Source organism: Acetobacter sp. DmW_136, from assembly GCF_008690365.1.
In the GTDB taxonomy this organism is placed as follows: Bacteria; Pseudomonadota; Alphaproteobacteria; order Acetobacterales; family Acetobacteraceae; genus Acetobacter; species Acetobacter oryzifermentans.
In genome coordinates, this window is sequence record NZ_VHON01000006.1 from 75,663 (window position 1) to 102,029 (window position 26,367).

33 protein-coding genes and 1 pseudogene are annotated in these 26,367 nt (G+C 37.8%); 22 read left to right on the top strand and 12 right to left on the bottom strand.

The window, feature by feature from the left end:
• Nucleotides 1–71: 71 nt before the first annotated feature.
• From FKW31_RS02300 to FKW31_RS02320, 5 genes are all read left to right on the top strand, one after another.
• Nucleotides 72–1,688: a tyrosine-type recombinase/integrase gene (locus FKW31_RS02300; protein ID WP_150177448.1), complete on the top strand. Its 1,617-nt coding sequence runs from the start codon at nucleotides 72–74 to the stop codon at nucleotides 1,686–1,688.
• A 168-nt stretch (nucleotides 1,689–1,856) separates the two neighbouring features.
• Nucleotides 1,857–3,872 (top strand): replication endonuclease, encoded by a 2,016-nt coding sequence (locus FKW31_RS02305; protein WP_150177450.1) that lies wholly within the window; start codon nucleotides 1,857–1,859, stop codon nucleotides 3,870–3,872.
• Nucleotides 3,832–4,299, top strand: coding sequence for a hypothetical protein (locus tag FKW31_RS02310; RefSeq protein ID WP_150177452.1), 468 nt, complete (start codon nucleotides 3,832–3,834; stop codon nucleotides 4,297–4,299). The genes FKW31_RS02305 and FKW31_RS02310 overlap by 41 nt, the downstream gene beginning before the upstream one ends.
• Nucleotides 4,300–5,376: 1,077 nt before the next feature.
• A complete protein-coding gene (locus tag FKW31_RS02315) occupies nucleotides 5,377–5,748 on the top strand; it encodes a hypothetical protein (RefSeq protein ID WP_150177454.1) in 372 nt (123 codons plus the stop codon).
• A gap of 17 nt (nucleotides 5,749–5,765) precedes the next feature.
• Nucleotides 5,766–6,317, top strand: coding sequence for a type 4 pilus major pilin (locus tag FKW31_RS02320; RefSeq protein ID WP_150177456.1), 552 nt, complete (start codon nucleotides 5,766–5,768; stop codon nucleotides 6,315–6,317).
• A 34-nt stretch (nucleotides 6,318–6,351) separates the two neighbouring features.
• Here the strand turns inward: FKW31_RS02320 and FKW31_RS02325 are convergent, their stop codons facing one another.
• The 3 genes from FKW31_RS02325 to FKW31_RS02335 all read right to left on the bottom strand — a co-directional run bounded on the left by FKW31_RS02325 (nucleotide 6,352) and on the right by FKW31_RS02335 (nucleotide 7,512).
• A complete protein-coding gene (locus FKW31_RS02325) occupies nucleotides 6,352–6,612 on the bottom strand; it encodes a hypothetical protein (RefSeq protein WP_150177458.1) in 261 nt (86 codons plus the stop codon).
• Nucleotides 6,613–6,671: 59 nt separating this feature from the next.
• A complete protein-coding gene (locus FKW31_RS02330; protein WP_150177460.1) occupies nucleotides 6,672–7,025 on the bottom strand; it encodes a hypothetical protein in 354 nt (117 codons plus the stop codon).
• A 217-nt stretch (nucleotides 7,026–7,242) separates the two neighbouring features.
• Nucleotides 7,243–7,512 (bottom strand): hypothetical protein, encoded by a 270-nt coding sequence (locus FKW31_RS02335; RefSeq protein WP_150177462.1) that lies wholly within the window; start codon nucleotides 7,510–7,512, stop codon nucleotides 7,243–7,245.
• A gap of 278 nt (nucleotides 7,513–7,790) precedes the next feature.
• Here FKW31_RS02335 and FKW31_RS02340 point away from each other — a divergent pair, with 278 nt between their 5' ends.
• The 4 genes from FKW31_RS02340 to FKW31_RS02355 all read left to right on the top strand — a co-directional run bounded on the left by FKW31_RS02340 (nucleotide 7,791) and on the right by FKW31_RS02355 (nucleotide 13,532).
• The gene (locus FKW31_RS02340) at nucleotides 7,791–8,141 is read left to right on the top strand and encodes a MobC family plasmid mobilization relaxosome protein (RefSeq protein WP_238332718.1); all 351 of its coding nucleotides are present in this window, start codon (nucleotides 7,791–7,793) and stop codon (nucleotides 8,139–8,141) included.
• 33 nt (nucleotides 8,142–8,174) lie between these two features.
• Nucleotides 8,175–9,992: a relaxase/mobilization nuclease domain-containing protein gene (locus FKW31_RS02345; protein ID WP_150177464.1), complete on the top strand. Its 1,818-nt coding sequence runs from the start codon at nucleotides 8,175–8,177 to the stop codon at nucleotides 9,990–9,992.
• Between the two features lie 216 nt (nucleotides 9,993–10,208).
• The gene (locus tag FKW31_RS02350) at nucleotides 10,209–11,804 is read left to right on the top strand and encodes a DUF6538 domain-containing protein (protein WP_150177466.1); all 1,596 of its coding nucleotides are present in this window, start codon (nucleotides 10,209–10,211) and stop codon (nucleotides 11,802–11,804) included.
• A 48-nt stretch (nucleotides 11,805–11,852) separates the two neighbouring features.
• Entirely contained in the window at nucleotides 11,853–13,532 is a 1,680-nt protein-coding gene (locus tag FKW31_RS02355; RefSeq protein ID WP_150177468.1) for an AIPR family protein, read from the top strand.
• An 82-nt stretch (nucleotides 13,533–13,614) separates the two neighbouring features.
• On the opposite strand, the gene FKW31_RS16300 is transcribed toward FKW31_RS02355, so the two are convergent.
• Both FKW31_RS16300 and FKW31_RS16305 read right to left on the bottom strand, forming a co-directional pair.
• Nucleotides 13,615–13,950, bottom strand: a complete 336-nt coding sequence (locus tag FKW31_RS16300) for a recombinase family protein (protein ID WP_238332720.1) — start codon at nucleotides 13,948–13,950, stop codon at nucleotides 13,615–13,617.
• Entirely contained in the window at nucleotides 13,947–14,189 is a 243-nt protein-coding gene (locus FKW31_RS16305; RefSeq protein ID WP_238332721.1) for a recombinase family protein, read from the bottom strand. Before FKW31_RS16305 ends, FKW31_RS16300 begins: the two co-directional genes overlap by 4 nt.
• Before the next feature lie 198 nt (nucleotides 14,190–14,387).
• Here FKW31_RS16305 and FKW31_RS02365 point away from each other — a divergent pair, with 198 nt between their 5' ends.
• Both FKW31_RS02365 and FKW31_RS02370 read left to right on the top strand, forming a co-directional pair.
• The gene (locus tag FKW31_RS02365) at nucleotides 14,388–14,705 is read left to right on the top strand and encodes a hypothetical protein (protein ID WP_089178399.1); all 318 of its coding nucleotides are present in this window, start codon (nucleotides 14,388–14,390) and stop codon (nucleotides 14,703–14,705) included.
• A gap of 229 nt (nucleotides 14,706–14,934) precedes the next feature.
• Nucleotides 14,935–15,123, top strand: a pseudogene (locus FKW31_RS02370) (DUF4755 domain-containing protein); the annotation flags it as partial.
• A gap of 15 nt (nucleotides 15,124–15,138) precedes the next feature.
• Here the strand turns inward: FKW31_RS02370 and FKW31_RS02375 are convergent.
• Nucleotides 15,139–15,330 carry a hypothetical protein gene (locus tag FKW31_RS02375; protein WP_150177470.1) on the bottom strand — a complete coding sequence of 64 codons (192 nt, stop codon included), beginning with the start codon at nucleotides 15,328–15,330 and terminating at the stop codon, nucleotides 15,139–15,141.
• A 7-nt stretch (nucleotides 15,331–15,337) separates the two neighbouring features.
• Nucleotides 15,338–15,493: a hypothetical protein gene (locus tag FKW31_RS15960; protein WP_166443364.1), complete on the bottom strand. Its 156-nt coding sequence runs from the start codon at nucleotides 15,491–15,493 to the stop codon at nucleotides 15,338–15,340.
• Nucleotides 15,494–16,284: 791 nt separating this feature from the next.
• Here FKW31_RS15960 and FKW31_RS02380 point away from each other — a divergent pair.
• Together FKW31_RS02380 and FKW31_RS02385 are read left to right on the top strand one after the other, a co-directional pair.
• Nucleotides 16,285–16,635 (top strand): hypothetical protein, encoded by a 351-nt coding sequence (locus tag FKW31_RS02380; protein ID WP_150177472.1) that lies wholly within the window; start codon nucleotides 16,285–16,287, stop codon nucleotides 16,633–16,635.
• Nucleotides 16,636–16,647: 12 nt separating this feature from the next.
• On the top strand, nucleotides 16,648–17,370 hold the full coding sequence (locus tag FKW31_RS02385; RefSeq protein WP_150177474.1) for a hypothetical protein: 723 nt from the start codon (nucleotides 16,648–16,650) through the stop codon (nucleotides 17,368–17,370).
• A 124-nt stretch (nucleotides 17,371–17,494) separates the two neighbouring features.
• Here the strand turns inward: FKW31_RS02385 and FKW31_RS02390 are convergent, their stop codons facing one another.
• Nucleotides 17,495–18,187, bottom strand: a complete 693-nt coding sequence (locus FKW31_RS02390; protein ID WP_150177476.1) for a hypothetical protein — start codon at nucleotides 18,185–18,187, stop codon at nucleotides 17,495–17,497.
• Nucleotides 18,188–18,723: 536 nt separating this feature from the next.
• Between FKW31_RS02390 and FKW31_RS02395 the strand changes: the two genes are divergently transcribed.
• Complete coding sequence (locus tag FKW31_RS02395; protein WP_089178394.1) at nucleotides 18,724–18,936, top strand: hypothetical protein; 213 nt, start codon at nucleotides 18,724–18,726, stop codon at nucleotides 18,934–18,936.
• A 36-nt stretch (nucleotides 18,937–18,972) separates the two neighbouring features.
• Here the strand turns inward: FKW31_RS02395 and FKW31_RS02400 are convergent, their stop codons facing one another.
• Nucleotides 18,973–19,509 carry a DUF3828 domain-containing protein gene (locus FKW31_RS02400; protein WP_166443365.1) on the bottom strand — a complete coding sequence of 179 codons (537 nt, stop codon included), beginning with the start codon at nucleotides 19,507–19,509 and terminating at the stop codon, nucleotides 18,973–18,975.
• Nucleotides 19,472–19,927: a hypothetical protein gene (locus tag FKW31_RS02405; protein WP_202878120.1), complete on the bottom strand. Its 456-nt coding sequence runs from the start codon at nucleotides 19,925–19,927 to the stop codon at nucleotides 19,472–19,474. The genes FKW31_RS02400 and FKW31_RS02405 overlap by 38 nt, the downstream gene beginning before the upstream one ends.
• Before the next feature lie 441 nt (nucleotides 19,928–20,368).
• On the opposite strand from FKW31_RS02405, the gene FKW31_RS02410 reads away from it, so the two are divergent.
• The 6 genes from FKW31_RS02410 (at nucleotide 20,369) to FKW31_RS02435 (ending at nucleotide 22,982) form a co-directional block, all read left to right on the top strand.
• The gene (locus FKW31_RS02410) at nucleotides 20,369–20,770 is read left to right on the top strand and encodes a hypothetical protein (RefSeq protein ID WP_150177480.1); all 402 of its coding nucleotides are present in this window, start codon (nucleotides 20,369–20,371) and stop codon (nucleotides 20,768–20,770) included.
• The gene (locus FKW31_RS02415) at nucleotides 20,767–21,240 is read left to right on the top strand and encodes a hypothetical protein (protein ID WP_150177482.1); all 474 of its coding nucleotides are present in this window, start codon (nucleotides 20,767–20,769) and stop codon (nucleotides 21,238–21,240) included. Before FKW31_RS02410 ends, FKW31_RS02415 begins: the two co-directional genes overlap by 4 nt.
• A 93-nt stretch (nucleotides 21,241–21,333) precedes the next feature.
• Nucleotides 21,334–21,576: a hypothetical protein gene (locus FKW31_RS02420; RefSeq protein ID WP_150177484.1), complete on the top strand. Its 243-nt coding sequence runs from the start codon at nucleotides 21,334–21,336 to the stop codon at nucleotides 21,574–21,576.
• A gap of 22 nt (nucleotides 21,577–21,598) precedes the next feature.
• Nucleotides 21,599–21,892 (top strand): hypothetical protein, encoded by a 294-nt coding sequence (locus FKW31_RS02425; RefSeq protein WP_150177486.1) that lies wholly within the window; start codon nucleotides 21,599–21,601, stop codon nucleotides 21,890–21,892.
• Between the two features lie 80 nt (nucleotides 21,893–21,972).
• Nucleotides 21,973–22,455, top strand: a complete 483-nt coding sequence (locus FKW31_RS02430) for a hypothetical protein (RefSeq protein WP_150177488.1) — start codon at nucleotides 21,973–21,975, stop codon at nucleotides 22,453–22,455.
• Nucleotides 22,452–22,982 (top strand): recombinase family protein, encoded by a 531-nt coding sequence (locus tag FKW31_RS02435; protein WP_150177490.1) that lies wholly within the window; start codon nucleotides 22,452–22,454, stop codon nucleotides 22,980–22,982. Before FKW31_RS02430 ends, FKW31_RS02435 begins: the two co-directional genes overlap by 4 nt.
• A gap of 824 nt (nucleotides 22,983–23,806) precedes the next feature.
• Here FKW31_RS02435 and FKW31_RS16310 read toward each other — a convergent pair.
• Nucleotides 23,807–23,998: a hypothetical protein gene (locus FKW31_RS16310; protein ID WP_238332722.1), complete on the bottom strand. Its 192-nt coding sequence runs from the start codon at nucleotides 23,996–23,998 to the stop codon at nucleotides 23,807–23,809.
• A gap of 256 nt (nucleotides 23,999–24,254) precedes the next feature.
• Between FKW31_RS16310 and FKW31_RS02445 the strand changes: the two genes are divergently transcribed.
• Nucleotides 24,255–24,635: a hypothetical protein gene (locus FKW31_RS02445; protein ID WP_238332723.1), complete on the top strand. Its 381-nt coding sequence runs from the start codon at nucleotides 24,255–24,257 to the stop codon at nucleotides 24,633–24,635.
• A gap of 99 nt (nucleotides 24,636–24,734) precedes the next feature.
• On the opposite strand, the gene FKW31_RS02450 is transcribed toward FKW31_RS02445, so the two are convergent.
• Nucleotides 24,735–25,229, bottom strand: coding sequence for a hypothetical protein (locus FKW31_RS02450; protein ID WP_063353314.1), 495 nt, complete (start codon nucleotides 25,227–25,229; stop codon nucleotides 24,735–24,737).
• A gap of 414 nt (nucleotides 25,230–25,643) precedes the next feature.
• Between FKW31_RS02450 and FKW31_RS02455 the strand changes: the two genes are divergently transcribed.
• Nucleotides 25,644–26,189: a DUF4142 domain-containing protein gene (locus tag FKW31_RS02455; RefSeq protein WP_035352481.1), complete on the top strand. Its 546-nt coding sequence runs from the start codon at nucleotides 25,644–25,646 to the stop codon at nucleotides 26,187–26,189.
• The last annotated feature ends 178 nt before the right edge of the window (nucleotides 26,190–26,367 follow it).

Here is a 26,367-nt window from a genome sequence, read left to right on the forward strand (position 1 = left end):
GTTTTTTCTGAAGTTATCCACAACCAAAGCCCCTGATCTTCTACAGTGGCTTTCTACAGTTGGGTAAGCTGATGAAGCTGATTAAATTAAACTCGGGGTATCAACTCAGGAGATGGGTTCCCTTAGATTTACGTAGAATCTTGGGAAAAAATGAGATTTGGCACACTTTAGAAACTCACGATAAAGAAATAGCAAAAATTCGTGGATGTGCTATTTTTGGCTTGACAAGTCAGTTTTTTACAGTTGTCAGGCACAGAATTATGCTTAAAGAAAATTCTTATATCTATGATAAAACAACATCATTAATTGATAATCTCGACACAGATCACGACAAAATAATTCTGTCTAAAATTATAGAAACGTATGAGAATCTTGTTAAAGAATTAAAAGCACAACAACGCATATCAGAAGCCGAGGCTCTGTTAACACGTATGCAAGATTATGAAAGATATAATAAATTAAAAGAAACTATAGAAGAATCAAAACCGAAACTTGATTATGTATTAGACTATCTTAAAGATAATAAAAATTTCGATGCATATAAAGCAATTCAGGAAATCAACAACAGGTTTACTAATGCAGAAAGCTGGACTAAGCCACCTGAACTTAAGAAATCTCCACTATTATCTACAGCATTAAATGTTTACTTAGAAAAAAGTGAAGATAGATTAAAAGACTCAGATAAAAGAGGCTATCTTAATACTTTTAGAAGATTTTTAGAATGTAATGGCGATAAAGAAATTAGAAAATATAACGGTGAAGATGCAGGTAATTTTAGGGAATTAATGGCAAAAATGCCAGAAAACTACGGAAAAAACAGGAACGATCAAAGAACTATTTACGAATTAACAGAATTAGCTGATAAACAAAAACTTGTTAGAATTTCTGACAAAACTATTAAAAATCATTTTGCAAGATTATCAACAGTCTGGCGTTATTATCTGTCTCGTGAGTTAGTAGACCGTAATATATTTGCTGGTGATTGGCAGTTTACTAGCAAGAAAAAAATTAAAAGAGTTAAGTGGGATAACAAACAATTAGAAATATTGTTAAATGCGGAATGGAATAGCCCTACCATTTCCCGTAAGTATTTTATGTTTATCGTCGGGATAGGTGCATATACAGGTATGCGATTAGAGGAAATTTGTCGCATCAGAATAGAAGATATAGTAGAAATTCGAGGAATTCACGTTATACTCATTCAAGAACATGAAGCTAGAAAAAATAGACCCTGGGAATATTGGAATCCTAAAACAGAAGCTGGTGAGAGAGCAGTTCCGATTTGTGAAACATTGATTAATTGCGGATTCTTAAAGTTCATCAATTCACAAAAATCTAGAAAACAATATTATTTATTCTCAGATTTAAGATTTTCTGGAAAAGATAAAAAACGCTCTGATGCCTTCCAGCAGGCATTTTCACGTTTTAAACTACGTAAGAAAATTCCAAGAGGCGTAGATTTTCATAGTTTTCGCCATAACGTATCTACAAAACTCAGAAATTTACCCGAATATGCGGAAAAAAAGATAACAGAAGTTTGGATTAACGATTTTATGGGACACGAAGGAAACATTAAAAGTGTCGGTGTAAAAAGTTATCTAGATGAGATTGAGATGGAAAATTTAAAAAAAGTTGCGGATTCTATGACTTATCCCGAATTTTTTGACATAAGAAAATTAGCAAAATAGCAGAAAACCGCCATTTTCTTGATATGACATAAAAAAAATCTTACAGAGTATTGTATTCTGTAAGATTCTATGTTATAATATATGGATATCAGAAGATCATCACATAATTGTCTTGATAACCATATTATAGCATGATTTTCCGATATTACAAGAAAAAAGATTAAAAAAATGGAAAATTATGTAAAATATTATCAAAAAGACGAATTAGAAAAAAGGTATGGGGTTAATAAAGAAGATTTTCATCTTCTTTATAATGACGCTGTTAGCATGTTTTCGTTTATTGATTTTTTGGCAAATTCCTGCGGTGAAAAATTATCTCAAATTTTAGAATATTTTGATATTTCTCTATATGACTATCAATCTCTTGAAATCATTCATAATTTTCTTTCAGATGAAAAAGGGAATCTTCTAATTTTAAGAGAAAAATTAGAAAAAAATCCTGATAATCTGACTGCCAGGGCTTGGAAATTAAAAAACAATTTTCCAAATTTAACAGCGTTTGAATATACAAAATGGCCTGCGTTTGCTGTTCTTCTAAAATTAGATACAGTTTTATGTGATTCAATTTCAGAATTTAAAAACATTGTTAAACAAGACATAGAATTTGAAATTAATGAGATTCTAGAAAAAATTAATGCAATCAGCGAATCATCAGAAATAAATATTATCAATTCAGTTAATAAATTACCAAGCTGGGTAGGTGATGAAATTGCTAATCTTTGCGGTGTTAATTATAATTTCGTAAAATCTCAGACTGATAAATTTTCTAAACTTATCAGTAATATGAATTTAAAACCCTACCCTAAATCTCATGAAAAATATGGCCGTTCCTTTAGTCAGTTGAACGCCTATAAATTCTTTTTAAATGAAGGTTTTCACGATTTACAAAAATCTTTTAGAACAGTCAAAATCTTTGCTGATGAAACGAAAAATACAATTTTACCCATTATAGAAGAACATCAAAAATTGGGGACATTAGAAATTATAACAGGTGATGAAAGGACTATTCAAGAAGTAACAGATGTTAGAGTTGAAGAAGAAAAATGGATAGAACGAAATTCCAGATCACCTTTAAAAAACATTTGTGAAAATATAGATAAATTAGAAATCCAGGCAGGATTACGTGCTGTAAGTCGTTCTAATATAAGCAGAAATTTAAGAAAAGTTGGACGACGCGGAATGGCAGATTTAGCTAGTGCCTTGGGACTTGTGAGTGAAAAAAGAGGTTCTATCAGTCATAGAAATACCACACGTTTAAAAATTCAGGATGAGAAAAAAGCAAAGCATTGGGCACAATCTGCTGTGGTTCGTATCGTCGAATCTGGTGAAGAAATTAGCTTATATGACATTACTAAAAAGAAGAAAAACGCAAGATTATCAAGCATTTACGCGATAACATCTGCATATGTAGCAGAAGCAGAAAATGCAGGATTATCAGCGTTTTTCGGCACTATTACACTACCCCCTGAATTTCATCCGGCCCCCAAATCTCATGGAAGCCGAAAAAATAAGCAATACAAGCATCAGAATAACAGTGCAGAAAAAACCAAGCACTACCTATCTGATTTAATTAGTCTTTTTAGAGCCAACTTGAAAAAAGTTAAAGAATTTAAAGGAATGTTTGGTTTTAAAGTTATTGAATTTCATGAAGATGGATGCCCACACACTCACTTTTTATTTTTTCTTCCCCCACAAATTCACGACCGTAAAAATCTTAAAATGATTGATTCTTATGATGTTGTCTCAAAAATATTAAATCGTTTAACAAATGGGACAGATGATACTGTTAACAAAAATGGTGAAGATGCAATAAACCACCGTTACGACTTAAAATTAATTGAGAAAAATGAAGATGATGATGAAACTGCATCACCAGCAAGCTACATTATGACTTATATCAAAAAATCTTTAGAAGTTACCGATGCAGATGAAATGACTTATGACGATGAAGCAGTAAGACATAAATCGCAGTTATCAGCTTTCGGATTACGCGGATACAGCTTTTGGGGAAGTCGTTCTGTTAAATCTATATGTGATAGATTATACAACATGCACCCTAAAAACGGCAGTAAACTGCCGATTTTATGGCTTAATATCTATGAAAATTTACAACTCAGCAAAGATTTTTGGAAAAAAGGAATAGATGAAAAAAACGATATTGAATCAAAAAATTATAAAAATTGAGAAATATCAATATAATAGACCATTATCAACAGCTAATAACGTAGATTCTAGTGATGATAATGAAGAAAAATATATTAGAGTGAAAATTAATAAACCTGAAATTGATAGGACAGGAATACGTAAAAATCGTATGAGAAAAGAGATAACCGAAAGATTATTTAACGTTATTGACGAATTCAATTTTATAGATTCTTTAAAAATTCAAAACATATATACAAATAAACTAGATGATATTTATAAACATTGCATTACAGACATTAATTATGTTGTAGAAAATACTACATATAATAATTTGGTTTCACTTATTTCTAATTATCCAAGAGTCAAGCCAAGGCTTGACTTTGAATTAGATGATGATGACCAAATTCCTATAGAGTATATACAAAGTTTACTGTCATTACAGGCACTTAGACAGTTTACAGGCTAGAAAAATTACCAAAATATACAAAAAATCAATTTCAACAGGAATCTCACAGAATACACTTGTGTCAACTCATACCCCTATATCTGGTATAGCTGTATTTCCCATTTTAAAGCCGTTACAGTGATGTCTGTATATACGTAGTAGGGTGGTAGCTGGCTGATATATGGAGCCGTATATACGGCGATATATGGAGATTTTAGACTATAGTTAATATATGGACACCGTTAACGGCCTGCCCGGCCTATCAAAATCACTCAGGCCGCTAGGCCCGCTCATTGCCGCTTGGCTAGGGAGCACAGCTATTTTCCGTTAGATTTTCGCACTGTGTCCCGCAGTCATATTATTTGTTTTCTTGTGATATAATATAAGGGTTTTCAAAATGAAAACAGAAAAAAAGGATAAAAAACAATGAAAGAAGAATATAAAGATGTCAGCCCCATAAAATTCATTTTTTGGATGTTCGTCGCACCTGCACTTTTTGGAGCAGGTTGTGGTGAGATATTAGAATTTTTGAGTGATTTTATGTAAAAACAGCGGTTTTTTAATGTTTTTGTATATATAAATCACCTGAAAAATGAAATTTTACCATCTGCCTATTGAGGGAACATTTTGTATATACACTTATTTTAAGCCGTTTTCAGCATCCTAAAAGGGGGTGCTGTATATTAGCACATGAGAAAATTTAACCCCTCTGAAACGGCTCCTATGTGCAAGTTACCCGCGCAATTTTGGGGATTTTTGAGCAAAAACCCGCGCAGGTGTAACAGCTTTGTATAAAAAAAATATCATACAATAGTGTTGCAGAATTCCAGAAATCAGCAAAGAAGCACCCGAAAAACGGCAGAAAACCGCCATTCTTGAGAGGCTTACACCTGGTAGGTTTCCCGTTAGTTCTGTTTTGTGTTTGCAATTTCACCCGCGCAATTTTTCATAAAATCGACCAAAAACCCGCGCAATTTCACTGTAAAAAATAGTATTATTTTGGAGTATCTCTGTATATACATTTTCGATTTTCCAAAATTCCTAATATTTATAAATTTGTATTATAATAATCATAGATATACAAAAGGAGTATTACAAATGTTTGACTTAATTAATATTGTTGACGAGTGTTTTAATGTTTTAGCAGATGAAGCCATTAACGGCAATTTCATTAGTTCTATGATATGTGCAGATGTTTTATTTTCTATCGTTGATAATAAGACATTACCGCTGAAAGATGAAATTGACACTCTACCATCTACAACAGCATCTATATGCCGTATCGCAGAGCGTGCTAATCCGCATTTAACGGCGGAAAACCGCCATTTTTTGGATACTAAAATTAGTAACGTGAGGGAATATTTTGCTGGTTGTTTAGCTATTTTTGAGAACAATCAAGCACGACGATCTGAAAAATTAGCACAAGATCAAAAACAAAAAATAAAGCCTAAAAATACATTAGAAATTTAAAATAAGGATATGGAAAAATGAATAAAAACAATGAGTTAAAGACGTATAGAAAAGGATTAACATTAATTGAGGCGTTATTTGTTTTAGGAATAATGGCTATTCTGATTGGCTTAGTCATGGTTTTATTAAGTATGGCTTCTGAAAAGCAAAAAACACAGCAGTTAATAACTGAAGTTAGCCTATTAATAGAGGCTTGCAACAGCTTAACAAATTCTCAATCATCATATAAAAACATAGATGCAAAAACACTTGCGAAATCTGGATTAATACCGAATAAATTTATAAAAAACGGATTAATAGTAACGCCATTCGGTGGAAATATTGAGGTAATACCGTTTAATTATCAAAAAGACCATCAAGGCGATAATATCTACCTTGCCTTTAATTTCCTATATTTACCGCAATCGGCTTGCGAACGCTTAGGTTTATTAGATTATAAAAATGTGGCTCAGAGCGTAACAGTAACAGGAATGCAAGAAGATCATACTGAAGGATTTACGCCTATTCAAGTTATTAAAAATTGCGATAATGGCAATAATAACTATGTAAACATTAGGATTCAGCATTAAAGAGAAAGCCAGTTAAATACTGGCTTTTTTATTATCAATGTATAGAGTTAAAAATTCTTTCAGATTCTGAAATAGAATAACGATATTCCGGGCTTGAATTCGATCCCATCCATTTCACAGCCGATTTTTCAGAATGAATTTTAATAACATTCTTACCATTTCTTCTATAAAAATAAGATTCTGGCTTAATCTCTGCAACGTATATACCATAACGCCTCCCCCATTTTGGAGAACCACCAAACCTTTGATTTTCTGATAAAACTAACTTATTTCCATTTTCTAATATTTTTTCCATTATTTATATTCCTTGTAAAATCCAGATTTTTTAAAGAAATCTAGAAAAACTTATAATTTTTAGATGTCTGTAAATTTTGAATATACTTTAATATCATTCTCAAAAATTAAATCTATTAATGTATCATAATCAAAATCTTCAACATCATATTGTTCAGTATCAATTATATAAATGTTTGTTTCATCCAGGATGGATTTTACAAAATTTTCATCAGCTTCACCTTGTGATATTCCTGACTCTATATGAAAATCACTTAACTCGACATCAGTTGAAGATATTAAATCCTGTTTCACTTCATTAGATAAATCTTTGATAGATGATTTAAGATTTTCTTCTTTACACTCCAAATTTTTGATACCAGCGTTAAAACCTTCTGAATCAAAAACTACTATGTATTTTTTTATGTTACTCATTGTTCAAATTCCTTTTGTATATCCCTTATTTTCTGGGATACTTATATAATATCACAAAATATAGCTAGATATAAAAAAATATAAAAAAATTTTATTATCAATAAATATAAGGAAAAACGTTACCATAAAAAAAATCTCTATACCTTTTTTAGATATAGAGACATTCAATTTTAGGAAAATTATGTAAAAACAATGAGTAAAAAATACTCAATATCTATTATATCATACTATCAAATAATATTTTTGTTTCTTGATAATCTTCTAATATTTTTTTTACATCTTTCGTTAGTCGTGTTTTCTCAATCACTTCAATAACATTTTTAACATTAAAGTGTTTAGTTGATGACACACACACAAAATAAGATGTTTTTCTCTCTTGTTTTAAAAATACATCTTCAGAAAAGTCTTCTTGTTCTACGAATAGTATATATTCATTCTGATTTCGAACTTTGCGAGCGATTAAATCGTATTCTTCATATTCATTCATAACTCAATCTCCTTTTTTATTATGAGTTCTAGAGTTATTATAACGGTTCTTTTTACATAAAAGACGCGGTTCCTTTTTCTTCTTATTTTATAAGGGTTTTCGTGATCTAATTATTATGTGTGTTCTTTCATGCTATAATAGCCATGCCAACAAATGTTGACGAAGCCAGCCATGCCTAGACGGTTCTTGCGAACCATCTAGACGCTGGAAAAATAAGGCTTCCGCTTATTTTTTGGCAGATTTGAGACATTGAATTTTAACACATGGGAGTATTAAAAATGTCAGATTTAGAACAGAAAAATAACAGTCACCCAAATTTATGGAGACAGTTAAAAATACGTTTACCTCATCAATATCATGATGAAGTTAAACAGTATTGTAAGAAGAATAATATTAAAATGTCTCATTTAATGAGAAACGCATTATATGAAATCATGCACGGCGGTAGCACTATTGCTACTGAATTGATGGAAATTAAAAGGCAACTTTCTGCAATTGGCAATAATCTTAATCAAATTGCAAAACACGCGAATTCTACGGGTGAAATTGGAACTATTGATAATATAGATAGGAACCTTTCGGACATGCGTGAAGAACTCAGAAAAACTTTAAAAAAAGTTTGGAGATAATTTTTATAAAAATTTAAATAAGGAATTAAAACAATGAGTATAATTATTAAATCAACACGCATTAAAACAAAATCTGGACCTACCAATATTACGAGGCATTTACTCGATAAAGTCGAAGATAATGAAGCTATTGAATTAATCAAAGGGAACCGCGCAGACATGGTTGATGCGTTTGATTCTGCACGTCATAAAGCTGGCAAGCCGTCAAAGTATGCTCTCAGACATTGGATTATTAACAGCACTGAAAAAATGACAGATCAGCAATTTAAAAGGACACTTCAGGCACTTGCTGATGAATTTGCATTTAATATTGATGATGCTGTTGTTGTTCGTCATACAAAAGAAAAGGATACAGACGATAAAGACATATCAAATCAGCATTATCACATTACTGTTCCAGAAATTTTAGAAAACGGTAAAGTCTTATCAGATAAAAAGAATTATCAAAGACATGAGAAATTATCTAGAACTTTAGAAAATGAGTTTGGATTTAGTCATGTTATCGGAAAACATAATAAAGCTGTTGCATATGCAACGGCTGACTTAAATCCCGAAGTCTCTGCTATTGCTAGTAAGCTGGCACAAGAGCCATTACCTAAACAAAAATACACTCATAAGGCTTTGCAGGAAGCAAAAAGGCAGGACATAGATATTAAAAAGCTATGTAGAATAGCTAAAAACTCATGCGAAGGAATAACAGATTATCAAGAGTTACAAGAGAAATTATTACCTTTGAATATGCAAATAATAGACGGGCAATATAAAAGGAAAGATGGAAAATTAACACCAGTTATTTCTACGTTGGATAGTAAATTTATTATAGGTTCTGTTGCTTCTATATTAAAAATGAATCAAAAAGAGATAACAGATATTATTGAGCAAAAAGAAAATAGTGTTATTAAATTGCACCTTTCCGACATGCCTGAATCTGCTCCCGTTGATGTTTTAGAAGCTGTTAATAATGGCGTTTTAGGTTCTCTGTTAGAAAAAGATGATAAAAATGACTCTCAGGATTCCGCTAAGAACCGTTCAAACATGCCAGAATCTAAAAAAAGTTTTGAAGATGTCATTAAAGAAGAACAAGAAAAATTATTAACTATAATAAATGCATCACATCCCGATTTAATAGAGGAGTCTTCTATGTCTATTAAACAGAGAATCAAACACGAATTTAAAAATCAGTTCAATGAATTAAAAGAAAATAAAGAAGAGGTCTTTAAACTTAGAAATAAAATTAAAGATTTAAAAGATACTTCTAGTTTCTTTAATAATAATAAGAAAACTGCAAAAGAATTAGAAGAAAATGAATTAAAAGAATCTATTGAAAAAGCATTTTTATTAGCTGTTTGTGTTGTTAAAAATATTGGTCACTATTTGGGATTATGTGAAGGAGTTGAATCTGTTGACTTATTAACGCAATCCGAACGTGAACAATTACTTATTCAATATCATGAAAATCAACTTGCTCAAAAAATGCTGAAGAATGAGAAAACACGAGAAGAAGGCATAGATACTATAGCGAACCGTGTAGCTATGGAGAAGACGGATAAAATCAAGGAATGGCAGGATAGACCAGAGGCTAAAGAGGCCAGACGTATATACAACCGTCTAGGGAATTTATTGGATCAGGATTTAGACGATCTAGACAAACAAGGCGTCAAAGAATTTATGAAAGCTAAAGAAGCAAGTGACCCGTATTCCGCAATAGAAGCTGTTACAGCGTCTAATCAGAGAGAGAAGGAGGAGTATATACAGAGCATCCAGGACGAACCAGAAAATGGCTTAAACCAGCATGTTCAAGCGGTTCAAAATAAGCCGAAAAACATGAATCTTACTCCTAAATTTGGTTGATTTTTCTACAGCGACTTTCTACAGTTTACTGTAGAAGAAACGGACGTAAAAACTATATAAAACAATAGTTTACAAGATTTTATAGGTGTTACTGTGGTTTCGAGTCCCGCAGTTCGCACCACTCATAACATATTGATTTAATTGACTTTTATGGTCTTTCCATAACCATAAAAGCCGAACCTTCTACAATCGGCTTCTACAAAATGAGCCGTCTGTATGTTGATTCGTCTCCAATCCGGGTATCATTTCCGCAGAGCCGTTCCTTCACATATCTGTGATATTGTGGGCAAAAAGGAGCTATGGCTCTCCCTTGGCACTAACAAACGCGAGGTTGCCAAACCATATGCGTGTGCAGTTTTCGCAGAGACCGAAAGGTTGTTCCGTTCCGTAATGCACCTCAAAACAGAACTCAGCGAAGACGAAAATTTTATCAGGAATGAACTGCCTGAAGATGTGCAGGAGCTCTTTGACCTGCTTATTCAGGATTACCAGCACAGGATTGCATCCTTACAGACGCAATATGACCATCAGAGACTCAGACATTCCATGGAAAGTCTGGAACAGGTGGAAAAGCTGGAGAAAGCCAGAAATCTGACTGGCAGAGGTGTGCATCTGTTGGAACGCACTGTCACAGACCTGAAAAAGACCAAAGCCAGCCTTCCAGCCCTGACTGATATTCAAAGCCAGATCAAGGACATGAAAGCCTTTCTGGCTCCAAAGGAGAAACCTTCTCCCCTGTTTTCAGAAGCAATTAAAATTTTCCTGGAAAGCAAGGACACCACAGTCAAATCCACTGTGGTCAAATCCTACGAACGCACCTTCAAACGCTTTCTGGAAGTCTGTGGGGATAAACCCATGCGGGATTATACCGGGGCAGATGTTGGGCATTTCAAAGCCCTGATGGAACAGCTACCGGAAAGTTATGGTAAACAGCGTAACGACACCCGGACAGTTCAGGAATTTGTGGCCGATGCGAAGAAACGCAAGCTGGCCCGTATTTCCGGGAAATCAGTCAAAAACCATTTCACCAAGCTTTCGGGACTTTGGAAGCATTTCCTTCTGCGTGACCTTGTGGATCGCAATGTTTTCACAGGTGGCTGGCAGTTTGACACAAAGTCCAAAACCAATCGTGTGCGCTGGAGTGATAACGACTTAAAAGCCATTGCGGGTCAGCCCTGGCAGTTTGGCACCATCAGCCACAAGACAGCGTCCATGATTGTGGGAATTGCCTCTTACACAGGGATGCGACTGGAAGAAATCTGTCGTTTAAGACCGCAGGACATTCAGGAGATTCAAGGTATTCCCTGCATTCTGGTGCAGGATCACCCTGCCCTGAAAGGAAAACCTTGGACGGAATGGAGTGCGAAGACAGAAGCCGGGAAGCGTGTCGTTCCCATCTGCACAGCCTTACAGCAAGCTGGTTTGCTTGACCTTGCCCAAAGAGCCATGAACCAGAAACGTCACTATCTGTTCCATGACATTGATTTTAAGGGGCAAGACAACAAGCGTTCTGCTCACTTCCAGAGAGATTTCAGCAAGTTCAAATCACGCCTTGGTATTGGCAGGAGCGTGGTGTTCCATTCGTTTCGGCATAACGTGTCTACCAAACTCAGGAACATTCATGAGCATGGCGAGGGTGGGTTACGTGAATCCTGGATTGATGACTTTCTGGGCCGTGAAAGCCACGATAAGTCAGTCGGAAGCACAGTCTATTTCGATGATGTGGATATTGTGAACCTTAAGAGGGTTGCGGAAAGTGTGAAATATCCTGATTTTTGGAATATTGAAGACATATTCTCTAGAAAATTATAGATTTTTGTCTATTGTTTATAAATCCACATTATATCAGAAAGCACAGAAATGTCAGATTTAACAAACTCTCAAATAATTATGGAAACAATAATTAAACGGCAATCAGAAGCTTCTGAAATAAAATATGAAGATTATTTTGAAACATACTCATCAATGCAAATACTAAAAGATAAAGATATAAGTTACTCAGACGCAGAATATAGCCGTGTTGGCAATGGAGGAGACGGTGGCATTGATACATTTTTTACCTTCCTCAACGGAGAGTTAATAAAGGAAGATACAGATTACTCAAAAACTTCAAAAAACAACCTTATTGAAGTATTTATTATACAATCAAAAACATCGAAAAAATTCTCAGAATCTGCTGTAGTTAATTTAAACGAATCAACTCGAGATCTATTTAATATATCTCAAGACATAAAAACCAATAAAGAAATAAAATTAAGATATAATATTGATTTAATTAAAAAGATTTCTATATTTAAGGATTTATATTTAAATCTCATGCAGTCGTTCCCAGAAGTAAGATTTAATTATTATTATTCAACGCTAGGAGAAGGTGTTCATCCAAAAGTCAGAGGAAAAAAACAAGTTCTAGAAACAACTGTAAAAAAATTATTTACCGGTTCAGAATTTAATTTTGAGTTTGTCAGTGCAACAGATTTACTCGAACTAAGTAGGAAAGTGAAAAATACAACACGTTCCATGGAATTATCAGAATCACCGATAGCAACATCATCAGGAAGCTATCTATGCTTGGTCAATTTAGAAAAATATTATGATTTCATTTCAGATAAAAACGATTTATCTAGAAGCATATTTGAATCCAATGTCCGAGATTATAATGGATCCGTCATAGTAAATGATGCAATACAAAAAACATTACGGAATGCAGATCAAGAGTTTTGGTTTCTGAATAATGGGGTTACAGTAATATCTTCTAAAGCAACGTTATCAGGAAAAACTCTAACCATAGAAAACCCCCAAATTGTTAATGGCCTTCAAACATCTCATGAAATATATAATTTTTTTTCAACAACCGATAATCAAAAAAATGAAAAAAGAAATATTTTAGTTAGAGTAATATGTGAAGAGAAAGAAGATGCTCGAGATAAAATCATTCGAGCAACAAATAGCCAAACTAGTATCCCACCTGCATCCCTTAGAAGTGCAGACAGTATACATAGAGATATTGAAGATTATTTCAAAATTAATGGTCTTTTTTATGATAGGCGAAAAAATTTCTATCGCAACGAAGGGAAACCTGTATCAAAAATTATATCCATCTCTTATTTAGCTCAATGTGTAATTTCGACACTTCTTTTACAACCGGACAATGCAAGAGCTAGACCATCGACTTTAATTAATGATCACAAACGTTACGAAATGATTTTTGATAAAAATTATCCTATGAACTTGTATTTAAACTGTTATCGTATTGTAAAACATGTAGAAAATCTCATGAAAAATATCGTTACTTTGGAGAGGAAAGATTTCAACAATCTACTATATCACACAGCAATGTCAGTAACCATGAAATATAAAAAAGATAATTCCATCGATACTCTAACAGACACCATATCCAATATTGATCTAAATTTAATTGATTATAATATGTTTTTTAACACTTTCAATTTTGTCCTTGAAAAATATTTAGAACTCGGAGGTAACGATACTGTAGCAAAAGGACCTGAATTAGTAACAGTAATCAAGGGACATTTTAGTTAACATTATATCAAAACCTCACGTTTCCGGGACATGGCAGAAAAGCTCTGGCTGTCATGTCTTGGTTTCATATCAGAACTGCGGTTTATGATACAGCCTGAACGGGGTTCATGGCTCTCCATGCTGTCATGCGTGAGGTGTTCAGGATACGGGCTACCTCACTGACAGACTTCCCTTCCTCCCTGAGCCTCTGGGCGTGTGTTCTCTGATGTTTGGTCAGGGAACTCTTTCTCCCAAGATGCACACCATTGGCCCTGGCTGATTCCAGACCAGCTATACAGCGTTCCCTGATAATCTCCCTCTCAAACTCCGCAAAGCCAGCCAGAAGGGTCAGAAACAGCCTTCCCGATGGTTTGGCCGTATCAACCCCAAGATTGAGAATACGCACGCTTATGGCTTTTTCATGAAGCGTATCAATCAAAGACAGGACATCCACTGCATTGCGACCAAAAGCCTGTCCAGCTTCACCACTGTCAGCGTATCCACCTTCCTCAGAGCCTTGAGCAGTCCTGAGAGCACAGGTCTCCGGTTCGCCAGCACACTCCCTGAAATTTTCTCTGTCCTGATTGTGTGGGAAGTCAGACCATAACGCGCCAGTTCCTTGATTTGTGGGTCATTGGTCTGGTCATCAGTTGATACGCGGGCATAGCCATAATCCATGTTATTTCTCCATCAATAATTACGCTATTGGTGATACAGAAGTTTCATAAATAAAAATTCACTTATTCTGCAATATAATAAATATTTATTTCCAGTATACTATATTGAAAGAATTTTTTACATTATGTATACTTGCGTGACGCTTAATAGGTCCAGAAAAATGTGCTGTTCCCTGTCCTCTGACATGGGAGTTTTGTCATGATTGTTATTAACAAGCCTTTTGACGGAGTTCCTGTAAAAGGTAGTAAACGTGATTTAATTCTAAATCTTTGCGTGAAGCCACCTCTTGCCGTTCTTCGGCTTTACAGTTTGGTTGGCATTTTGGAAGCTTTGAAGGAGCGTAGCATCGGTGACATAGTCTATGCTATTTTAGGTTCTATTTTCCTTGCTTTGCTTAGTATACCCATATTTTTCATTTTTTATTCGCTATATGTAGTGACATTTCAAGGCTTTGTACTCGGACGGAAGTGCGACAAGTTATTACGTGCAGAGATTCCCACTATCAAAAATATTTAATTGATACCTATAAAAACCTTTAATATATTTTTATTTTTCAAATGCAATTACGCAAGCGGTTTCTCTCAGTTGGTCAAAAGCGGTAATTTATCCCACTTTTATCACTTTCAATAGCTGTGATTTTTTCATGACCAACAGACAGGGACAAATGGTCAAGCTTAACTAGGAAGATGTCCAACAGTGAAGCAATGGAACACAAACTGGTAGTAAGTTTGTCGGTTCGAATCTAGATTTTTCAGTTAGTATGCACAATATTCAACAAAATCGCGAAAACGCTAAGGTGAGTGGTTTCTTTGTGACCGTCAAAGATGTGAATCGTCCAAACTGGCAGTTCACGACTACAGATGAAGCTCTCCAAAACAAATGGATGGAAATCTTCCGTCAGGTCAACGATGGCACCCTGAAACTCCAGGCCTGAATGAATTCACATCAGTCAGACACTTCCAGTTTCCTGTCTGGCTGATGTGCCCTTTCTGACAGAGGATATGCACTTCCTGACCAGCATGATGGCTTGCTTCTTCATGTGCTCAGGAGGTTCAATTCCCATACCCTGAAGACGTTCCAGCAAAGCGAGAACAGCAGAAGCATCCTCTGCACTTACAGCAGGTTTTCCAGTAGAAGCCATTAGGACTTTACCTTGCATTTCTGTCCTGTTTGATTTTTTCCAGAATAGCCAGTGTCAGCCACTCTCCGGCTTTCATGCCCTGCTTCTGGCTCTGAGTGATGACAGCTTGCCTGACATCAGCAGAAATCCCCCTGATGCTCCATGTTTTCGTAGTGTCTTCCATATGTTTCCTTCCCTGTTGAACAGACCTGTCCAACCAGTATGACAGGAACACAGGCAAGGAAGACTGAACGGTGCCAGGAATGACTCAACAACTAGTTTGACAAAGGACGCCCTGAAATCCGGACAACAAAAAAGCCAGATGCGAGAAACATCTGACTTTAACAAATGCGATGGAGACGAAACCACCGAGAGCAAAAAAGCACTGTTTTTATAAATTAATTATGTAGTATTTAAATGAATTAGTCAAATAAAAAATGTAGTTATCGTAATTTTTCTTCATCCTGATTAAAGGAGAAGAATTTTATGGGATTAGCATTTAAAAAACCTGAAGTAGCACTCGACCGATATCCATACGATTGGAGGATGAAAAGGTTCATGCCTTACAATGCCAATCTGTTTTTCATCATGGGTCATGAAATTAAAACAGCCTGATGCAAAAGGCAGAACATGGTGGGATAAACCTTACCATATCTCGGAATACGAAACCGTTTTTGACGTAGCTTATTTCGCATTGAAACAGCATGTCCGATGCTTTGCCCTACGGGTTATTCCAGAAAACCTGTTCCCAAATGATATCCGGGGCATTTCGTCTGTGTCTGATTTTTTCAACACATAGTCGCACAGGTTTCCTGTTGAACCTTGCTGTGTTTTTTCTCTTACCAGTCAACAGAAAGCCCTGTTGACCATTTTATGCAAAACATACAAATGAAACAACAAACAAACCTATTGATTATTTCCATTAATATTATAACTATTTGATATATTTAAGGATTTATTGAATAGAGTAATACTATGATAAATTACAGCACTTTCTTTTCCCTGCTCTCTGAAGGCATCAGAATCCCGGATAATCGTTCCTGTCCCTTGGCTGGACGTTACCTGCGTTGTTTTTCTTCTACGCGTGAAGTCGGATATAGTCGCAGTTTCTACATTCGTGATTTTGTCATGGTGAATGCTACAAGAACGGCTGTTGCTGATAAACTGGTAAAGTTGGGGCGTGACATTCTTTGGATGTTTCCTGAGTTCATAAAGGTTCCTGATACAGTTCAAGATAGAACTGCCTACAGACGCACATTACTGGAAAAACTGGTTGAACCTTATCTTCAGCCTTTCATCGCCAAGAAAGGCATGGATTTTACCTAGGAGAGGATGCTGATGCCCGCATTGGGTGATTGTCGTAAATCATTTTCACAGGCTCAGAAAACCATCCTGAGAGACATATGGGAAGGGTTGAAACCCGCAGAGATTTCCATGCTGTGGTGGAACAATGATTTTTCCCGTCTCATGACCAGTCTGGACACTGACAAAGCGTTAAAAGCCCTGTTGAGACAGATCGAAAGACCCGGAAAACTGGCTCAGTGTCCCATGTCAAAAAAGAAGAAAATTCAGGCAAAAACGCATCTGGTGCTGAACGTGGAAACAACAGGTCAGGGGCCCCATGACCAGATGCTTCAGATTACGATTACAGACCATAAGGGGCAACTGATGCTCAATCGTTTCTGCAAGCCTTCTGTGGCGATTGCAGAAGGAGCCAGCAACTACCATCACATGACCAAAGACGTGCTCCAGTATGGTGCGAGTATGGATAATAACAAGGTCTCCACATGGCCGGAGATTTACCCTGAGATTGTCAGTCTGCTTGAAGGAAGAACCATCAGGGCTTACAGGGTGGATTTTGACAGCTATATGATCAAAAGTAGCTGTAGAGCCTTTAATCTTGATACGGCTTGGATGGAAACCTGTCAGTGGGAAGACATGAAGCTGTTCCTGAACTCTGCTACCTGTATTGGCGGCGAGTTAGCCGGGAAACTGGTGGCAGAGTATGAAAAAACCACCGATGAACCGGTTCAGGTTATTCCCTTTCCGGCGCACCGCTGACAACAGTTTTCTCAAATACTCCTGTAAATTTCCAGATGTCTCTAGGAGAATATATTCCCAATTACTTTTACAAAATCTTCTAAAGTAATAATTGCTTCACTCCACTCATCTTCTTTATCAATTATCATTTCCCTAACTGAACTATTTTTTGAAAGAATTTTCGCATCAGGTTTTTTAAGAGAAGTCCTTTCCATTTCAGGGCTTCGAAATAAGAAATTATAGATTTTCCATCGGTAGTTTCAAAATTTTTTGAAAACAAAAATCTAAGAGCAGTAATATATATTTTTCCTCTACTGCCAACATGTACGTTTATATAGTATCCGCTTAGAATGCGTGACTCCGGCAAGTCCTGAAAGAAATCAACATTATTAATATCAATACTATATTTACTATGATTGTTTTCTAAAAAAATATTCGCATCATCTTTTAGTTTTTCATCAATTTCTTCATACGTCAATATAACGTTCCATCCTTTCAATGTACCATCACTATCGGGCATTCCTTTCCTATCAGCACTCCATGTCCTGCAAGCAATATCTATTTCAACATCAGATACTGGCAATGCTTGATGGAAACATTTATCAAACCAATCTTTAGCTTGTGTATAAACAGATGAACCATATTCATGAAATACACCAACTTCGATGAGACCATTTTGTCCCAGAAAGCCTACTCCATTATTGGAAAGGTTTGCAGAGCAAATGATACATCCCAAATCAGATAGATACACCTTTGGATGAAATGCGGATATCCAGCGCAAATCATTCCCCAATTTCTTCCTAATCTCAATAAGACTATTAGCGTTTGTTCCACCCATCCCGATATCGCAAATTACCCTTGATGAATCAGGTATATTTTTTTCGGAACCAAAGCCAAGAAAAGCCGATGCAATACAAGAATTTTTCCTAGAGATAATTTCTTTGATTTTATTTTTGAGAAAGACGTCAAATAAAAAATTTTCCGTGAGTTTTCCTCAAAGAGTTTTGTTATAATAATAACACATTATGCAACCTTCATCGTCAAAACATTTTTGCATAACTTATTTGCGTAACGCATAAATTAATATCTATAATTATATTTGAACGTCACATTTATAATATGTTGACTATTTATTTTATAAGGAGAATTTTATTATCTAATTTCGATTATTAGACAATAAAGCAAGGCCCAAATGGGAAATCAGCCGTTGGACATACAACCCTGAAAAGAAACGAGCCATCAAGGAAACCCTTGGTTCTTTCCCCTGCTACTATTCCATAGTTCACCATTCCATTCTGGATAAATACACCTCGCAGGAAAAGGCCAAGGTGCTGGAATGGTGGCGTGTCACCAGTGAAGCCGTGAACAGAGAGTGTGTCAGAAGTCAGGTCACAAAGCTTCCTGCTTATCTTCAAAGATCTTGAAACCCTGCTGGACGTTATCCAAGACAATTTTGAAGACCTCGCAGAACTCAAAAAACATGCCTATGCGTTCAAGGATGCTGTCAGCAAGGTTGTTCACAGGAAGTCACACCAACAGAAAAATCAGGAAACCGCCGCATTTCTAGAAGAGAAACTCACATCTTAATTACATAAAAAATAATCTATACTATCAATAAATTACTCAGTTATCCCTACAATCAGGCAGGTCAGTATACAGAGATGGGTCTACCTGGTAAATCTTCCAAACACTACTTTCACGGTGTAGCCTGACGCACACTGCAAGCGGTTCACCGGCCCCTTTTGGAAAATTCATAAGAAGTCGAATAACTGAATTATTTCTATCTGCCTTTATTTCTGTGACGGACATAAAAGAGGCCCATCGTGCATCGAAATCCTGAGTATGGGTGAAATAATTCCTATCTCCAGTCAAATTACTGTAAGTTCCAGAATTATAAGCCGAAATTATTTTGTTGTGCAATTCTTTTGTAATATATTTTCCAATATTCATGTTGCAAAATAAACCATCACGGTTTTTTTCCACACCATTACTAAACATATGATCGCAATTTATCATGTATTTTTGATAAAATTCCAGAACTTCCTGTGCTGGTGTTGTACTCTGGGCATATGCCCAGAGTGGGAAAAAGGTAAAAATACAGAGGGTTAATATTTTATATCCGTTACGGATGCCGGTAAATTTTATAGATTGGTTTCTCATTGCGATATGCTGGACCAGGATATAAGGTTCTCTGCTTGAAATCTGATATCCAAGTATTACCATCGAACATGCACATATGTCCATCTGGGTGCCCTGTGATAGGTTGGATAACAGCAACATCTCCTGCTCGGAATGGCCCCGTTGATGAAACCTCACGAAAACCCGATGCTCTGAGAGACGATCCATAATCCTTTGCATGACGTGTGTGTAGTAAACGAATACCTCCAGCTTCGATGGCCTGACGAGTATAAGTTGCACATAAACCTTGGCTTATTGGCTGAACCTTCGCTCGAAGGTAATGGATTGCCCTATTGACATCCCACGGCATATTTTTCTCCATAATTGGTTTTTTGAGAAAATCTGTTGATGGATCATCAAACAACAAAAACCCGTCAGAATGATTTCTGACGGGTGACATGAAAATGGCGCACAATACGTTCTGGTAATTGTGCTTCTGTCTCTGAGGATCAGTGATCTGATATAATCAGGCCATCACTGGATACAATGGAACCAATGTAACTTATACAAAGCTTTCACCGCGCTCACTGTCAAGCTATAACATCTAGCATAGTCAACAGGGTTTTATGTTGACTGTTTCCCTATTTTTATAATGTTTCATCAACACAAAATGCTGTTTAAGTTTCCAGACAAGAAACACATTTTATAAAAAGCACCTGCATTATACCTGTAAAATACCTTTTTTCCTTATTTTCTGTTTTCTTATCTTGTTTGCCATCCCCTTTGTTATCTTTTGAATATAGCCAGGCATACCGAGTATCCGCTTCGCGTCTTCTGGTAGCTGGCAAGGAGGAAAATGCTTTTCCCCCGTTGACCCCCACTTAAGCAGGAGACCCATTGCATGAGTGAAAAAAGAAAACTGAAAAAATCGCTACTGGTTCGTCTAGATGATGAGCAATATGCGTGCATCATAAACTATGCCAGACAGCGTGACATCACTGCCAACAGTCTTGTGCGCGAGTGCCTGGCTGGTGCTCTTTCTCCCTCTGATACATATCAGAGGATCAAGACAGTCAAAGCCTATAGTCCACGCACACCACCCAAACCGGAATACATCAAGGAACTCTACAGGCTCAGAGAAAGCACGGCTGAACTGTGTGGGGCATTGGTTCAGTATGCCATAAAAACCCGTCAGGATGGTCATGTCATGGCGCATGATGAGGCCGAGAAGCTTATTCCTGATGTGCGTCAGGCTGTGCTCAATCTCGATACCCTACGCAGAAAGCTTGAGAGACATGGATGATCGAAGGAGCCACCCGAGGCAAGGGAGGGTATAACCTCTGGCGTCATCTCCGCGATGACAAAAAGCAGAATGATACCACCCTTGCCGGTGCGTCACGTGGTCTGGTTCAGCAAGGCATTACAGACCAGATTAAAGAACTTACCAGCATTGGACGCTATGCCAGCCACTCCAAGCCTCTCTACCATGTTCACGCTGACCCTGCGAAGGACTGGACGGCTCAGGAATGGGAAGCCTACTGGCAGGATTACGAGAAAGAATTTTCTCTCCAGAAACAGCCCTTCTCTGAATCCATGTCAAACATGGCAGGGAACACAGGCACAGGGTTTATTCCCTGCTCCTTCCATCCGGTTCCTGTCTTCGCATGGACCATGACCATGCCAGACGTTAGAAAATTAACAGACTGGCTGAACTTCGCACAGGGGAAACCATCACACCAGGTGCTCATAATCGTGCTGTCATCAAGGCTTTAGAAGCAGACGGTAAAACAGCCCAAGCCCAACGTTTAAGAGATGCAGGTCTTTGGGAAATTCAGAAGCCTCAAGCCCGATTAAAACCCCAGGAACGTGCTCAAACAGGAACGCACCCATATTGATAAGGCTGGACTGGCTTTCATCGTTCTCAAGGGCTGGAAAAGCTACAATCCAGATAGTCTGAGAGAGCAGTTAAAGGCTCATGGCTGTTCTCTGGCTATGGGGAATAAGGGGCCGGTTGTCATAGACCAGACGGGCAATGTTCATGCGTTGAACAGGCTGGTCAACATGGCTTCCAAGGCAGAGGGAAAACCCCTAAAAATCACAGCAAAATAAGCTGTGGAATATGTCAGGGGGTATGACCTCCCATTTTATGCAAATATTCAAAAGAAAGAAAAAACCAACGACAGAACCATTCCAGAACTCTGAACAGGACAAGAGGATTACTTTATACCAGCAGACCTATCAGGAAGCTTGTGGAGCAAACAGAAACACACAGGACATACTCGACCTGATGAGCAACCAGACAGGAGACAAACCCTCACCCATCGACCAGATACAGCAGTTGCTCGAAACCATCGCACAGCAACAGGTTCAAATCCTGTCAGCACAAAGCCAGATATTAAAAAGATTGTCTGCACTGGAAAGCTGAACAGAGGCATCATCCACGTTATCAGCCTGTCTCATAGTGTTCTGATTACTCCGGATTATATCAGGGACATAAAAGCACGATTGAAACAGGCAAAACAGGAAGACTGGTATCTTTATCGCAGGGCTTATCAGAACTTTAAAGACCAGCAATACTGGCTTGACCAATGGAACAACAGCATTGACAGCAACATTCTGCTTTTGCTGGTGGAACTGTTCCTGAGCCTGTTTTTTGGTGGGTCTGTGACCATCAGAAACAAGCCTTATCCCATTGCCATGAATTTTGGGCTTCCGGCTCCCATCAGTGATGCAACATGGAACATGATGAGCGATGACCAGTTATCCGTTTTCATAGTGGCTTTTCTGGAAGGTGTTTTAAGGGACATTGAAATCATAAAGGGGGATAGCAAAAATCGCCTGTCCTATTTCAATCGTGACCTTGATTGTAGCTGTGCTTCAGTCCTGAAGAGCTTCTTGCCTGATGATTATGCATTGGGAGATTATCTGGCCCGCTATTTCCTTGCGGACAGAGTGACAGCCCTGCATGTCTTTGGCGGTGTGCAATGATTTATGGATATGCACGTGTCAGCACCAGAGACCAGTCTACTGATATGAAGGTCAGTCGATTGGTGGAAGCCGGGATTCCAAAAGAAAGAATTTTTATGGATGTCATTTCTGGTGCAACAGAAGACCGGCCACAGTTAAACAGTTTGCTGTCTCTGTTCAACAAGGAGGATGTTCTGACAGAGGAGGTGGATATGTCAGACAGGTCCAGCCGTGTCAGTTATCTGTTGATGTCTGTTATTGCCCAGAATGAACGTGAGACCATTAATGAGCGCATTAGAAGTGGCATAGACCATACTCAGAAATATGGAACGAAAACAGGTCGTCCCATAGGCAGACCCAAAGCCAGTTCTGCAAAGGTGCAACATGCTCTTGACCTTTTAGCATCTGGAAAAAGCTACAGACATGCGTCTTCCATTGCGAGTGTGTCTTTAGCCACATTGGTCAGACGTGTTCAGGCCATGCAACAGAAGAACCAGTTCACACGCCAGACCAGTATTTTTGAGGCGTTGAAGCAGGAAGCCCCCTGACAGAAAGGTCTTGATTTTCTACAATTCCCTTCACGTTAGGATTATAAAAGTCTTTAATATCAGTATTTTATTTAGGAGACTGCGGGATTCTTGACTTTCGAATCCCGCAGTTCGCACCACAGACACATCATTGCAAACAAAGATTCTTGTGGGTTTTGATGCCCCCAGAGTCTCGCACCTACTCCAAGGCGCGTCTTCAGTCAGAGGCCTTTCGTGTTATTTACCTTCCTTCTGGCTATCATTTCCGGCACGACATTCCCGCGCCCTGTTCTAAGCAAAAATGAAATCCAGCATTCCCTCGCCACAACAGACCGTCAACTTGCCAAGACACGCACTTCCCTCATCTATGGACTGACATTTCAGCTCTTCCTTATGCGTAAAATGCGCCATGACTGATGATCCTGCATGATGCAATAGATCATTCCCGATACGCGCTAGGGAATGTTTTATATACTTTGAACAAATATAACAGCACTCCTGAGTATGCTGACTTGCGAGTGTTGAAGAGTGACACTCATAATTCTTGACGACTCTGCCATATCGTGTAGCGCATGCGAAAAATCATTCGAGGCTCCCAGCGCGGCAGCAGAACGAAATCACGTTTGTCCTCGGGCAACCTGACAACCTCAAGGACAATTCTCTAGGTTCATGCTGCCCCAGTAGGTTTCTCGCCGATATCGAACGCAACCCCAGCTATCGAGAACAGCAGCCATTAACTCCGCCCTGCGACCAAAGGCGATACGCAGCATAGCTCGCAGATCAGACACCAACGCTTTGAAACAGCCTGACTCCATCCAGCGACCAGATTGCTAGTAGACTGCTGATCACGGTGGAGGATCATTCGGCATGGCGCAATAGGTAATTCCGTAGCGGATCACATAACGTACTCCGTTAAACAGTTCGCTCAATGCGTGATGTCGCAGTTCCTCATCCTCGCGTATCAGGAGCAGATATGGAACAAGCAGAGACCATTCTTCGTTTGATACGCCAGAGGAATACGGTTTACGTGCAGGCATCACTTCTCATTACTGCACCAATCAGACGCAAAAGTTCGGAACGTCTTCCGGCACAAGAGGAAGATCAGCCAAGGGTGTCTTCTTTCCTCAAGATTACCACTTCAAAACTACGATGTGCGCACCGTTTCTTGTAGCAAGACCAAAGATGAGAGGATTAATTTTCAAGCCAAACAAATATTTGACAAGTTATTTCTCTAGATTTTTATGTTACATTCCATGTGGTTTAAAAATTTTCTACAAAATCTTTATCTGGAACATGAAAATTTTCACAAACATAACACCGAAGTATTTCCTTATCGTTGCTTTTATCTGTATGTTCTTATCAGGATGTGCAGATGACCACGGTAAAGGAGCAATGCATGCTTCTGTTTCAAGGTGTTTTTCAAAATATCCACTTGCAAAAGGCACAACCTACAAACGCTTTAGCTGCATCTATCAGGCACATTCTCAATACGGGCCTGTTGCTATGGGGGAGCATTATAACCTTCTTTTGCAGGTAGACTTGGCATCCTTGAGTGTAGGGCAGGAAATTGATGAGGGCATTTTGACCGTAAAGGAAGGCGAAACAGCTCTCCACTGGGTAACCACGAAAGCTTATTATCAAGCCTCCCAAAATATATTATCTATAAATCCATAAAATATTATAATATTACGGAAATAACAAAATAAAGAGGAAGCATTTACAAAAATATGCTTCCTCTAAAAATACAACAGAAATACTTTTTAAACCTGCGCCTTATTGTGTTCTAGGAACAATAATTGGATCTGATGACTTTTTATTAGAATTCAAGACAACACCGCCAGATTGCGTAGAGTACGTTGCTGTTGTGGATTGCTGGGGCGTACGCGGCGGATGGAAAGCTGAAACCGGGCCCCAAATGCCGCCAGCAGATTTTTGCATTGTGCCTTCAGGCTGGCGGGCGCAGCCACGTGTAATAATGGAACAGATACCATCTGTTCCAACCATTTCGTCATTATTGCCTGTATAATGCACATCCGAGACACGGTCATGATCCAGACGGATCACCGCAGAACAACTCGTTCCACCCCCGCCACCAAGCTGTGCAATTGTTGTTGCAATATCACCTATCGGAATAAGGGTGGAACCACCATAACTCGGCTGTGGCTGCGTTCCTGTGTAAACAAAAATCTGAGTTGTATCATTAATCTGTTTAGTTGCTGTTGGCAGACCCGCACAGGCTTGCAGATCATAAGAGGTCATCCCAATCATTGTGATTTGTGCTTTATGCGCAGCCCGTGAATCAAAATACCCGCACCCACTCAGACTCACAGAGAGTGAGGCAACCGCGAACAAACCCGCAATACGACACTTCATTTCTTTGACTATCCTCACACTTTACCTAAACACTTCCACAGAGAAGCGTAGCCATTTTAATTTACTGTGCTCTCCTCCATACAATGCACGATGTTAAATAAAGTGTGAACATTTCTTTTTTGATAAATTAAATCACAAATATTATCAATATATATTTCTTATTGTCACTTTATTTTATAATACTAGTTAGAAAATACTATCTTGCTTCCTTGATCTCTTCCTATCATCATAGACTTTCCCAAGCAGTGTATGACAATTTAAAAACGTCATACAAAACGGCCAGTGCGGCCAAAGGAGAATTTTCTGATCATGCTGGCCCTGTCTCGTTGTAAAGCGCTTACCTATTCGCCACTTCTTATTGGCCTTTTTGCGCTGAGCGCCTGTATCAGCCCCGGTCAGCCACCTGCACCTCCTTTGCCTGCCTTGGCACAAGCTGCACCATTTACGTCTGCTGACGCAAATTTTGTCCAACAACTGAATGAAATGGATCTCACCCATATTGCGTTAGCAAACCTTGCCAAAACCCATTCGGCTCGCAACGATATCGCTCTTCTCAGCCCGACTATCGTAAAAGATCTAACAGAAAACCATAACACACTCACCAAATTAGCAACAACTCATACTTTAACGCTGCCCGCAAAACCCTCTGCTCAAAACCAAAAAATTATTGATCGGTTGCAACATTTATATGGCTCAGCGTTTGACCGAAGCTACTCCCGTTATTTCATGAGCAGCACAGCCAAAATGAAATTAGTTCTTACGACAGAAATTACTACATCCAAAAATACAGATCTGATCAAAATTGCTACCGATATCATGACCAAGATCAAAACTTATCAGTCGCAAATCAAATAAAAATTTTACTCTATATAATTACGAAAATATATTTATATAGAATATATATTTTTTAATCGCCCTTCACAGAAGGTACCGTCAAAATGGAACCTTCTGTGAAAGCGATTTATTCGTGCCCCAGCCATTACACCAACCCCACATACCTAGACGTCTATCCAATATATACTTACAACCCTAT